This window comes from Dyella sp., from assembly GCF_035685885.1.
Taxonomy (GTDB): Bacteria; Pseudomonadota; Gammaproteobacteria; order Xanthomonadales; family Rhodanobacteraceae; genus Dyella.
Genome location: NZ_DASRZX010000059.1, coordinates 116,451 through 127,683 on the forward strand (window position 1 = coordinate 116,451; position 11,233 = coordinate 127,683).

Below are 11,233 nucleotides of genomic sequence, written 5' to 3' on the forward strand. Positions count from 1 at the left end.
CGTTGCAGGTGCCGGCGCATGCCAGCCAGATCAATCCAGGCGCTTGTGGAACAGGCGGATAGCGAGCGTCAGCATCACCGTGATGAATGCCGCCAGCGCTACGCCATCCTGCCAGAGGTCGCCGAGATTGGCGCCGCGCAGCATGATGCCGCGTATCAAGCGCATGAAGTGCGTGAGGGGCAGCAGCTCGGAAATCCATTGCGCCGGCGCCGGCATGCCTGCATAGGGAAACATGAAACCCGACAGCAGGATCGACGGCAGGAATACGAAGAACGTCATCTGCATCGCCTGGAACTGCGAGCGGGCGCGCGTGGAAATCAGCAGGCCCAGCGAGAGGTTGGCGAGGATCAGCAGGCTCGATGCCATGTAGACGTCCCACAGGCTGCCGCGTATCGGCACGCGGAACAGCCATACGCCAAGCAACAGCACCACGCTGGTCTGCACCAGGCCGATGGCCGCGTAGGGCAGCACCTTGCCGATCATCAGCTCCGTGCGGCTTACCGGCGTGGTGATCAGCATTTCCATGTTGCCGCGTTCGGTTTCGCGCACGATGGCCACGGCGGTGAACAGCACCATGGTCATGGTGAGGATCACACCGATCAGGCCCGGCACGATGTTCACCGGCGAGCGGCGTTCGGGGTTGTAGAAACTCACCACGCTGATGGGCGTTTCGGCGCGCGCGTGGAAATTGTCCGGTTGATTTAGCGGATATTGGGCAAGCTGCGCCGCTGCCGCCTGCACCACATTGTCGCTGCCGTCGACCATCACCTGGATGGCCTCGCGACCATCGAGCTTGCGGCGCTCGAAATCCGGCGGCACGGCGATGCCCACGCTGACACGGCCTTCGCGAAGCAGGTCAACCAGCTGTTGCGGAGAGGTGGCAGTGGCCTTGATTTCGATCACGCCGCTGGCCAGCATGTCCTGCACGGCGGCGCGGGAGCCCGCGGTTTGCGATTGGTCGGCAACGGCGGCCGGCAGGTGGCGCAGGTTGAGGTTGATCGCGTAGCCGAACAGCAGCAGCTGCAGGATCGGCATGCCCATGATCATGGCCAGCGTGACGCGGTCGCGTCGCAGCTGGCGCAGTTCCTTCACCATGATGGCCCACATGCGTCGCAGGTTCACGCGGCTTCCTCCGTGTGCTGCTGCTTGCGGGTGGCGACCACGAATACGTCTTCCAGATTCGGTGCCACGCTTTCCACTTCGACCGCGCCTGCGTCCTGCGAAAGATCGCCGCGCAGGCTCTCGGCGGTGATGTTGTCCTTGCGCATCAGCACGCGCAGCTCGTTGCCGATCTGCGCCACGCTGAGCACGTCGGGCTGCTTGTCCAGCGCGGCTTTCACCTGCCGTGGCGAATCGGCGTGGATGAGGAAAGTGCGCCCGCTCAGTTTCTCGGTGAGTTCCTTGGGCGTGCCGTCCGCCACCAGGTTGCCGTTGTCGAGGATGGCCAGGCGATGGCAGCGCTCGGCTTCGTCCATGTAGTGCGTGGACACCAGGATGGTGGTGCCGTCGTCGGCCAACTCGAACAGCTTCTCCCAGAAATCGCGGCGGGATTCGGGATCGACCGCGCTGGTCGGTTCGTCGAGGAACAAAAGTTCCGGCTTGTGCACGATGGCACCAGCCAGGGCGAGACGCTGCTTCTGCCCGCCGCTCAGTGTGCCGGCCAGTTGCTCCTCGCGATCGTCAAGGCGATAACGCTTGAGCAGTTCGTCCACGCGTGCGCGCGTATCGCTGCGCGACAGTCCCTGCACGGTGGCGAGAAATTCCAGGTTCTGCCGCACCGACAGATCGTCGAACAGCGAGAACTTCTGCGTCATGTAACCGATGTGCCGCTTCAGTTCTTCGGCCTGCTGGGGAATCCTCAGGCCCAACACTTCGATCTCGCCTTCGGTGGGCGTGAGCAGTCCGCACAGCATGCGGATGGTGGTGGACTTGCCCGATCCGTTGGGCCCGAGGAAGCCGTAGACGCAGGCGCGCGGCACTTCAAGATTCACCTTGTTCACGGCAATCAGCTTGCCGAAGCGCTTGGTGAGGCCGCGCGCGTGGATGGCAATGTCAGTCATGGCGGTCATTGCCGGAGAACGTGACGGCAACGGGGAATCCCTGCGGCAGATCGCGTGCGTCGCTGCCGAGCACGATCTCGGCCAGGTAGCTGAGGCGCGTGGCGTCATCGCCGTTGAGTGCGTAGTAAGGCGTGAAGGTCGGTTCGCTGCGGATCATGCGTACCGTGCCATGGAACTGGCGCTTGCCGTCGTGCAGGGTGACGACGGCCTTGTCACCCACCTTCACCGAGGGACGCAGCGTTGCCGGCACGTATACCCGCGCATAGGGCGCATCGCTCGCCAGCAGGATCACCAGAGGGGTGCCGGGCTGCGCCTGGTCGCCGAGCTTGTAGGGAAGGCTGTCCACGCGTACGTCGCGCGGTGCGGTGAGGTCCAGTTTCTCCAGGTCGACCGCGCGCGAAGCCTCGGTGGCCGTTGCGGCGGCAACGGCGGCACGCGCCTGCGCGATGTCTTCGGCACGCGAACCATTGACGAGCTGGTCGAGTGCGGCACGGTCGGCGCCGACTTCGGCATCGGCATTGCCTGCCGCCGCCTTGGCGCGGTCGAGGTCTGCCGCCGAGACGAACTGCTGGCGGGCGAGGGCGGCCAGCCGCTGGTAGTACGCGTTGGCGTCGCGCGCCTGCGCCTGTGCGCCCTGCAGGCTGTGGCGCGCCTGGCGGATCTGTTCCTCGCGCGGCCCGTGTTCAAGTTCCAGCAGCGACTGCTGTTGCTGCTGCAGGTCCGCGCGGGCGGTGTCCAGCGCCGCCTGCGTGCGCGTGGTTTCCAGTTGCATGATGCGCGTGCCACTGGGCACGTACTGGCCCTCGCGCACGTCGATCTTCACGATGTGCTCGGCGGCGGGAGCGGGCAAGGTGATGCGGTCGAATTCCACGGTGCCGAGCACTTCGGGTGTCGACGGATGGCACGCCGCCAGGGCCAGGGCGATCAGAGGCACCATGCGGCGCAGCAAGTGGTGAGTCTTCATGCTTTCGGTTCCATGCCTTGTCCGAGTAGTGCCAGGGCGTGTCGCGCAATCACGTCGGTGCCGATGTCTGCCTGGAAGATTTGCCGCCAGATCGGCGCGCTGGCCGCTGGGAAAAGTGTCAGTCCGATCATCGTCACCACCAGCAGCCGGGGATCGAGCCCCGCGTTGAGCTGGCCTCGCTGCTGCGCGTCGGCGAAGCGGCCGGCCAGCAGCTGGGGCAGTTCCGGCCCGATGCGCGAAAGCAGCAGTTCGCGCAGCGCGCCGCCTTCGCACAGCACTTCGCGCACCCATAGCGCGGGGAACCATGGAAACGCATCAACCAGGTCGAGCACGCCTTCCACGAAATGCCGCGCGATGGCCTGCACATCCTCGCCGGCACCGGCGACCAGCTCGCGCAGCGTCATCACGGCAGGCATCAGCTTCTCCTCGAACACCGCATCACGCAGCGCGAGCTTGCTGCCGAAGTAGTAGTTGAGCAGGGCAGGCGTCACGCCGGCCTCGGTGGCGATGGTGCGCAGGGAGGTTGCCGCGATGCCGTCGCGCACGAAGCACACCAGGGCGGCGTCGATCAGTCGCGCGCGCTGATCGGGGCTGTCCATTCCCGGTCGACCAGGGGCTCGACGGGTGGGCGTGCGGGGTTTGGAGGGGCTCATGCCATATAATTAATCATACATATAATTAATTTTGCGTGATTGGCCATGCGTGGGTGCTTTGTCCCCAAGAAGAGGCCGACCGCGGCCGGCTTTCGTTCGAGTGACGGGGAAGACGATAGCCGCGTAGCAGTGCGGGAGAGCGGTCAATAGACCGCATCAATACCGATTTCGACTTTCTCTCGTCGAGGCGCGGGCTTGTACCGCAGGGCAACTTTTTCGACGAAGTGCCACGAGAAAAAAGCCAACGCCAGCGTTATGGGAAGCGAGACGCCGAGGAGCACGAAGTAGCTGCGGTTTTCTCCCAGCAGCGCGACGGTGATTTGTTGTACGGGCCAGGCATAGATGTAGATCCCATAGGACAGGTCGCCGAATCGCCCTGCCGACCGCAAGACAGGCCATGACTGTCTACCGACAGCGATGACGAGTGGCGGCACGATGAATGCGAGGCCGAGTTTCGTCTGATCGATGAGTATCAAGACGAAGGCCACGCAGCAAAAAAGCAGCGCAACCGGCGGCTTCGACAAATAAGGGTAAGCCTGCAACAGCGCTCCCATGCCAAAGAAAAGTCCGAAATAGGCGACGAAGCTCATCCCGAGCTGGAACCCGGTGACCGCGAACAACGCGAAAATGGCGATGGCCAACCAGAGTGCAGGCCGCCTGGATATCGCGCCCATCAAGGCGAGAAGGATGTAGCACATGACCTCGAACGGAATCGTCCAGAGCGAACCGTTGAGCCCGTGGTGCGGGTTATCGGGGAATCCCGATAGCCCGAGGGCGCTCGCAATCGCGAAGGTGCAAGGAATGGATACCGCCAAAGCGGGAAGCAGTCGCGCAGCGCGACGGACTGCAAATCGTCCCAGGTGTGGATCGTTCATCCAACTGGCGGTGACGAGGTATCCGCTTATCGAGAAAAAGATCAGGACGCCGAGATTGCCGAAAGAGTGGTCGCCTACGAACCGCGGTTCCCATCGACCCGAGAGGGCAAGCTGGTGACTGAAGACCACAAGCAAAGCCCCGATGAGGCGGAGGGCGTCGAAGTTGTTTTTTGGGTCAGTGATGTCTTGGGCGGTCCGTGCATGATAGAGACGCTAGCGGGTATCCAGGGGAATCCCGGTCAGCCCGGCATGCTGCCCTTGGCCGGTATTGCCGAGGCGGGACGTTCGATGGCTTCCATACCCTCTTATTTGTCTTGTGTGGCACGGACGAGTGCGTGATGCGCCCATTTGCGGGCGATTGCCCCCTGCGAGTTCCATGGCGCCCGCCCCGGAAGGCGGGCGCCATGAGGCTTTAGCCGTTCGGCACCACCGGCAGGCTGATGGAACTGGCCGTGCCCGGCGTATGCCATACGCGCTGCGTGGCCTTGCGATAGTCCGCGGGCTTGGCGTCGAAGATGTTCGGCACGAAGGTCTGCGGGTTGCGGTCGTACAGCGGGAACAGGCTGGACTGCACCTGCACCATGATGCGGTGGCCCGGCTGGAACACGTGGTTGGTGGTGGGCAGGCCGAAGCTGTAGAGCAGCGGCTGGTCGGGCGTGAGCGCCTGCGGATGCTCGAAGCTGGTGCGGTAGCGGCCGCGGAAGATGTCCAGCGACACGGCCAGCTCGTAGCCGCCCATGGCCGGGTTCGACGGCACGGTGTCCGGATAGACGTCGATCAGCTTCACTACCCAGTCGCTGTCGGTGCCGCTGGTCGATGCATACAGGTTCACCTGCGGCGCGCCACCGATGTGCACCGGCGCGGTGAGCGGGTCGGTCACGTAGGTAAGGACGTCCGGACGTCCATCCGCAAACCGCTGGTCGGTGACCAGCCAGCGCGTCCACGCGTCGTGGTCGGCGAAATGCACCGGCCGCGGCTGGTAGGGCACGGGCTTGGCCGGGTCGGATACGTACTCGTCGTACTTGGCGACATCGCCGGCCGGCGCCGTGAACGACAGCCCGCCGTTGGCGCCGAGATACAACGCCTTGGGCTTGTTGACGCAGCCCTTGTCGCAGCTGAGCGGCCACGACTTGAAGCGATCCCAGCGGTTTTCGCCGGTGTTGTAGATGAACACCGGCGGCGTGCTGGCCTTGGGCGCGCCATCCACCAGGTACTGGTCGAAGAACGGCTTGAGCACGTCGCGGCGGAACTGCAGCGAGGTGTCGCCATCCCACTGCAGCGGGCCCAGCGAGGTGCCGTCGTAGTTCACCTGGCTATGACGCCACGGCCCCATTACGAGGTAGTTCTTGTCGTTGCCCTTGTCCTTTCCTTCGGTGGCCATGTAGGTGTGGATCGCGCCCCACATGTCCTCCTGGTCCCACAGGCCTTGCAGCCACATGGTGGGTACGGTCAGCGGTTGCCCGGCCATGGTCTTGTCGAGCGCCTGGTTCTGCCAGAACGCATCGTAGGACGGATGCTCGTCGAGCTTGCGCCAGAACGGCAGCTGCTCGAAGCCATTGGCGCGCGCATAGTCGCCCGCGGAGCCAGCGGCGAGGAAGTTGCTGTAGTCGTCGTAACCTGCACGCGGCACGGCGTCGCCCTTGCCCTTCTGGGCTGTCTGGCCCTGGATGTAGTCGAAGTTGGTCTGGCGATAGGCGCCGTAGTGGAACCAGTCGTCGCCCATCCAGCCGTCGATCATCGGGCTTTCCGGCGCGGCCACCTTCAGCGCGGGATGCGGATGGATCAGCGCCATCACCACGGTGAAGCCTTCATAGGACGAACCCAGCATGCCGACCTTGCCGTTGGATTCGGACAGGTTCTTCACCAGCCAGTCGATGGTGTCGTAGGCGTCGGTGGAGTGATCCACTTCGCTGGAATTGAGCGGGCCGCGCAACGGGCGCGTCATCACGTAGTCGCCCTCGGAGCCGTACTTGCCGCGCACGTCCTGGAACACGCGGATGTAGCCGCCCTTGACGAACACTTCGTCGCCCTGCGGCAGCGTGGCGTCCATATGCGGCGAGGTGAAGCGGCTGGCTCGGCCGTCTGCGTTGTACGGCGTGCGGGTCAACAGGATCGGCGCATGCTTCGCGCCCTTGGGGATCACGATCACCGTATGCAGCTTCACGCCATCGCGCATCGGGATCATCACCTCGCGCTTTTCGTAGTCATAGTTCGCGGTGGGCGCCGCGAACTTGGCCGAGGGTACGTCGGGCGTGAGGGGAGCCGTCTGGGCCTGGACGAGGCCAGCGGAGAGCGCGGCGACAGTCGCGGCGGCAAGCAAGGTGAAGCGGAAGCGCATGAAACCTCCATGAGGACGGCCATCGGGGCCGGCGGGGTCGAGTGGGCGTTAATCGATGCCATGGACTTTAAGCGAGCCTTCCGCCGAGGCCCACCATGACTTCCTGCCTATACGCGCCGATTGCGCAAGAATGGAGCCGTGGCCCGCAGGGGGCCGTTCGCATACTGGCTCCCACCCTCCTTCAGGAAGCCAAGCCATGAAGACCCGTACGCGTCACCAGCACCTGCAGCGCATCGACCGCGTGGTCGCCTTGCTGCAAGCCGCCGTGGAGCAGGGCAATGAACTGCCCGAGCTCGCCACGCTGGCGGCGGCCGCGCACCTGTCGCCGTTCCACTTCCATCGCATCTATCGCGCACTGGCGGGCGAAACCGTAGGCAACACCGTGGCACGCCTGCGCCTGCTGCGAGCACTGCAACTGCTGGCTGAGCCCGATGGGCGCGTGACCGAGGCCGCGCTCGCTGTTGGATACGAGACGCCGCAGGCATTTGCGCGTGCGTTCCGGCAGGCCTTCGATACCACGCCCAGCGACATGCGCAGGCAGGGCGTGCGCCTGCAGCAGGAAATCGAGCGGCTGCGCCAGCCATCGCCGGGCGAGGGCGTCGCGTTTTCCCCGTTGAAGGTGGAGGTGGTATCGGTCGAGCCCTTCCGACTGGTGGCGATCCGCCATGTCGGCGATCCGGTGGGCCTGGGGCAGACGTATGGACGTCTATTCCAGTGGATGGCCGAGCGCGGCGCGCTGGAACAGATGGCAGGCATCTATGGCGTGCCGCATGACGACCCACGTGATGTGCCACGGGAACACTGTGCCTTCGAGTGCGCACTCGCGCTGGCGGGCGAGGGCCCGGAAACCGTTGGCGAGGTGCATCCGTTGCAACTCGGCGGCGGATTGTGGGCGCGGGCGCGGCACGTGGGATCCTACGACCACCTGGATGATTTCACCGATCACTTCATCGCGGACTGGCTGTCCGACAGCGGCTACACACTGCGCGATGCGTGGCCGTTCCGGCATTTCCACGACGATCCGGAAGAAACCCCCGAGGCGGTGCTGCGCGCGGACATCTATCTGCCGGTGGAACCCGGCTGACGTGTCAGCCGTGGGTGCTCCAGGGATCGTAGCTGCCGAACCACCAGAGGTGTCCCTCCGGGTCACGGCAGCTGTAGCCGGCGCCGCCATAGTCCTTTTCGGCGTACTCGTCGATGATGACGGCACCGGCCGCCCTGGCCTGTTCGTAATGCGCCTTGCAGTCCTTCACGATCACGCACGGGCATTGGGTTTCGCTGCCGCCGATCTGGTCCGGCTGCACCATGCGGCGGCCGAAATCGTTGTCGCGTACCGAGCCGATCATCAGCATGCCGTTGCCGTAGACCAACTGCGCGTGCGCCACGCCGCCGTCTTCGTCGTCGTAAACCGCCTGCTTTTCAAAGCCGAACGCCTTGCACAGCCATTCGATGGCCGCATGGGCATCCCGGTAGCGGAGGCAGGGAATGATGGTGCTTCCCGTGCTGGGCGAAGTGGCCATGGCAGCGCTCCCTTGGACTGGACGTGGCGAGACTAGCGCGTCAGGCGGATTAGTCTTGTCGATTTTCCAAGGCACGCCCGGAACGGCCTGCTCAGGCCTGACCGTCGCCTTCGACGGCCCGGGGCCAGCTGCGTCGCGTCGTTTCCAGCTTTTCGTCGAGGCGAGCTCGGTTGCGGCCGGCGAGCTTGGCGCGATACATGGCGTGATCCGCGCGTTCCACCAGCGACTCGACGTTGTCTTCCAGCACGCGCATGGCAATGCCGATGCTTATGCTGAGCACGAGTCCGCTGTCATTGACGGGAATGTCCAGCCGGTGCACGCGGCGGCAAAGACGCGTGGCCACCTGCATGGCCTGCGCCTGCTCCACGCCGTAGAGCATCGCCACGAACTCCTCGCCGCCATAGCGCCCCAGCAGGTCGTGCGGCCGCAACTCGTGCCGCAAGGCATCGGCGACCGCGATCAGTGCGCGGTCGCCGGCCGCATGGCCCTGGCGATCGTTGAGCACCTTGAAGTGGTCCAGATCCAGGAAGAGCAGGGCCACCGGCTGCGTGGCGCCGCTGGAAAGCAGCTTGGCGACGCTTTCGCTCCAGGCGCGGCGGTTGAGCACGTTGGTAAGCGCATCGTTGTCGGCAAGCTCCTGCACCAGGTCGCGATCGTGGCGCATGATGAGCGCGCGATCGGCCAGGCCAAGCGACAGCACGATCGCTTCGAAAGCCCCCGCCGCGAGACAGGCATCGCTCAGCCAGATCACGTCGGCCAGCGTGCCGTTGGCTTGGCTGCTGGACAGCGCGGTAAGAGCGAGCAACGGTGTCCAGCCGACCAGGAAAAACCACGCCGTGCGGGCTCCGCGCGCTGCCGCGACGGCAGCGGCCAGCAGCAATAGCAGCGTGCCGATGATCAACAAGGGGCCAATGAGCACCTGCGCCGTCTGTTGCAGGATGGCAATCTGGCAACTGCGAAGCAGCACCACCAGCGGCATGCCCACGGCAAGCCCGATGCAGGGCGTGTGGAGCATCGGGGCATAGGCTGGCAGCTCGCAGAAGCGCACCATGAACATCGCGGCGAACGCCAGCGACAGGGCCATGGCGGCCGAGCTCATCATGGCGGCGGATCCCGCCAGCCACGTCATCTCCAGCGGGTGGTACAGGTAACCGCTCTGCACGCCCTGGATCAGCGCGTAGCAGAGCACGTAGCCGGCGTACCACGCGAACGTGGCATCGCGGAGCATCAGCGCGAGGCACAAGGCCATCAGCGACATCGCCAGCATCACGGCGAAGCATGCGCTTGCGAACACCAGCCAGTGCGCGTCGACCTGCAGATACTCGTTCCACGACTGCAACTGGAAGCTCACCGGCATCGAGCGCACGGACGAGGGCTCGAAACGCAGCAGCAGCGGCGCCGACGAGGGAATGTCCGCGGGAAGGCGATAGGCGAGGCGCCCGTTGCCGTGGGCCGACAGCGTGAAGTCATCCAGCGACTGGGTGACGCCGCCCTTGGGGCCATACAGAGTCACGGCGGTAAGCGGCGGCGGGTAGATCGTCAGCACCCGTTCCTCGTTGACCAGAGGCGGTTGCGGCTGCAGCACAACCCACGTGCCTTGTCCTTGAGTCGAAAAGTGCTGCATCAGGTTGGGATCGAAGCTGTTGAAGTCGCCGCGCCTGTACGCGTCGAGCACGGCCTGCGGCGTGTCACCCGGCCTGGCTTCACGCGTGGCGGCACTCAGCCCGGTGTTGGCGTGGGTCGCGGACGCGAAGCCGAGAATGGCGAGGATGCAAAGCATCCGCCATCGCCAGCGTTTCGCCATCGACGCGACTGGTCCAGCCATCCGCTGTCCCCCTGAAGAAGCGTGCCCTCTCCGAGAGGGCACGCCATATTCCGTGGCCATCGCGTCATCCCTGCGAGCGATTCCCGGGTGCCTAGGGCATTCGAGTGGCCTGCGCCTAGAGTAGCCGGTGCGAGGCTTGCGTTGGGCTATCGGGACTTACGCCAAAAGTTATAGATGGCCAAATCATTGGCCAGAGGCGGACCGCTCACACGGCGTTGACCCTGGCGGCTGCCATGCTCCGAGTTCGGCATCCCCACCGCCCCGAGGAGCATAGGCATGAGCACGATCCGAGTGGCCGTATTCGTCGGCAGCCTGCGCAAAGATTCCTACAACCGTCACCTGGCCCGTGCCGTGGAACGGCTGGCGCCTTCAGACTTCAGTTTCGATCATGTGCGGATCGACAAGCTGCCTCTGTATGACCAGGATTTCGATGGCGCCTACCCGGCCGGGTGCCAACAGCTCAAGGACGAGGTATCCAAGGCCGACGCGCTGCTGTTCGTCACGCCCGAGTACAACCGCTCGATTCCCGGCGTGCTGAAGAATGCCATCGACATCGCCTCGCGCCCGTGGGGAACCAATTCGTTTGCCGGCAAGCCCGGCGCGGTCATCGGCATCTCGGTGGGAGCCACCGGCACGGCGCTCTCCCAGCAGCACCTGCGAAACGTGCTTGCCTATCTCGATGTGCCGACGCTAGGCCAGCCGGAAGTCTTCATCCAGAACAAGGAAGGCCTGTTCGATGCCGACGGCAGGATCGGTAGCGAAGGTACCCAGAAATTCCTGCAGGGTTTCGTCGATCGCTACGTGGCCTGGGTGAAGCGGTTCGTTGGATAGAGGCCAAAAAAGCCCCGGATAAACCGGGGCGACAAGGGGTCGAAGCGTTTCTTTGACCGAGTTGGCGGCGGCAGTGCCCGTGGTGCCCCGGTACCCTGGTTGCCGTCGTGACCGCCGTTGTTGAGGGCCGCCGCGACCACGGCGACGCCCACGGTGGCTGCGGCGGC

Annotated in this window: 10 protein-coding genes; 2 read left to right on the top strand and 8 right to left on the bottom strand. The window is 64.8% G+C overall.

Going from position 1 to position 11,233, the window contains the following annotated elements; genetic code table 11:
- Positions 1 to 30: 30 nt before the first annotated feature.
- From VFG49_RS07650 to VFG49_RS07675, 6 genes are all read right to left on the bottom strand, one after another.
- Positions 31 to 1,122: an ABC transporter permease gene (locus VFG49_RS07650; RefSeq protein ID WP_324859086.1), complete on the bottom strand. Its 1,092-nt coding sequence runs from the start codon at positions 1,120 to 1,122 to the stop codon at positions 31 to 33.
- Positions 1,119 to 2,045, bottom strand: coding sequence for an ABC transporter ATP-binding protein (locus VFG49_RS07655; RefSeq protein ID WP_324859126.1), 927 nt, complete (start codon positions 2,043 to 2,045; stop codon positions 1,119 to 1,121). Before VFG49_RS07655 ends, VFG49_RS07650 begins: the two co-directional genes overlap by 4 nt.
- A gap of 7 nt (positions 2,046 to 2,052) precedes the next feature.
- Entirely contained in the window at positions 2,053 to 3,024 is a 972-nt protein-coding gene (locus VFG49_RS07660; protein ID WP_324859088.1) for an HlyD family secretion protein, read from the bottom strand.
- Positions 3,021 to 3,623, bottom strand: coding sequence for a TetR/AcrR family transcriptional regulator (locus VFG49_RS07665; RefSeq protein ID WP_324859090.1), 603 nt, complete (start codon positions 3,621 to 3,623; stop codon positions 3,021 to 3,023). Before VFG49_RS07665 ends, VFG49_RS07660 begins: the two co-directional genes overlap by 4 nt.
- Positions 3,624 to 3,820: 197 nt before the next feature.
- A complete protein-coding gene (locus VFG49_RS07670; protein WP_324859128.1) occupies positions 3,821 to 4,735 on the bottom strand; it encodes an acyltransferase in 915 nt (304 codons plus the stop codon).
- Between the two features lie 229 nt (positions 4,736 to 4,964).
- Entirely contained in the window at positions 4,965 to 6,890 is a 1,926-nt protein-coding gene (locus tag VFG49_RS07675) for a CocE/NonD family hydrolase (protein WP_324859092.1), read from the bottom strand.
- Between the two features lie 196 nt (positions 6,891 to 7,086).
- Between VFG49_RS07675 and VFG49_RS07680 the strand changes: the two genes are divergently transcribed.
- The gene (locus VFG49_RS07680; protein WP_324859094.1) at positions 7,087 to 7,974 is read left to right on the top strand and encodes an AraC family transcriptional regulator; all 888 of its coding nucleotides are present in this window, start codon (positions 7,087 to 7,089) and stop codon (positions 7,972 to 7,974) included.
- A gap of 4 nt (positions 7,975 to 7,978) precedes the next feature.
- On the opposite strand, the gene VFG49_RS07685 is transcribed toward VFG49_RS07680, so the two are convergent.
- Together VFG49_RS07685 and VFG49_RS07690 are read right to left on the bottom strand one after the other, a co-directional pair.
- Positions 7,979 to 8,410 carry a VOC family protein gene (locus VFG49_RS07685; RefSeq protein ID WP_324859096.1) on the bottom strand — a complete coding sequence of 144 codons (432 nt, stop codon included), beginning with the start codon at positions 8,408 to 8,410 and terminating at the stop codon, positions 7,979 to 7,981.
- A 91-nt stretch (positions 8,411 to 8,501) separates the two neighbouring features.
- A complete protein-coding gene (locus tag VFG49_RS07690) occupies positions 8,502 to 10,190 on the bottom strand; it encodes a GGDEF domain-containing protein (protein WP_324859098.1) in 1,689 nt (562 codons plus the stop codon).
- Positions 10,191 to 10,511: 321 nt separating this feature from the next.
- Here VFG49_RS07690 and VFG49_RS07695 point away from each other — a divergent pair, with 321 nt between their 5' ends.
- Positions 10,512 to 11,066, top strand: a complete 555-nt coding sequence (locus VFG49_RS07695) for an NAD(P)H-dependent oxidoreductase (RefSeq protein WP_324859101.1) — start codon at positions 10,512 to 10,514, stop codon at positions 11,064 to 11,066.
- Positions 11,067 to 11,233: the final 167 nt, after the last annotated feature.

What these genes read in the sequence shown, in the direction of transcription:
- VFG49_RS07660 (WP_324859088.1), bottom strand. Translation starts at nt 3,024, where the DNA reads ATGAAGACTCACCACTTGCTGCGCCGCATGGTGCCTCTGATCGCCCTG.
- VFG49_RS07665 (WP_324859090.1), bottom strand. Translation starts at nt 3,623, where the DNA reads ATGGACAGCCCCGATCAGCGCGCGCGACTGATCGACGCCGCCCTGGTG.
- VFG49_RS07675 (WP_324859092.1), bottom strand. Translation starts at nt 6,890, where the DNA reads ATGCGCTTCCGCTTCACCTTGCTTGCCGCCGCGACTGTCGCCGCGCTC.
- VFG49_RS07680 (WP_324859094.1), top strand. Translation starts at nt 7,087, where the DNA reads ATGAAGACCCGTACGCGTCACCAGCACCTGCAGCGCATCGACCGCGTG.
- VFG49_RS07685 (WP_324859096.1), bottom strand. Translation starts at nt 8,410, where the DNA reads ATGGCCACTTCGCCCAGCACGGGAAGCACCATCATTCCCTGCCTCCGC.
- VFG49_RS07690 (WP_324859098.1), bottom strand. Translation starts at nt 10,190, where the DNA reads ATGCTTTGCATCCTCGCCATTCTCGGCTTCGCGTCCGCGACCCACGCC.
- VFG49_RS07695 (WP_324859101.1), top strand. Translation starts at nt 10,512, where the DNA reads ATGAGCACGATCCGAGTGGCCGTATTCGTCGGCAGCCTGCGCAAAGAT.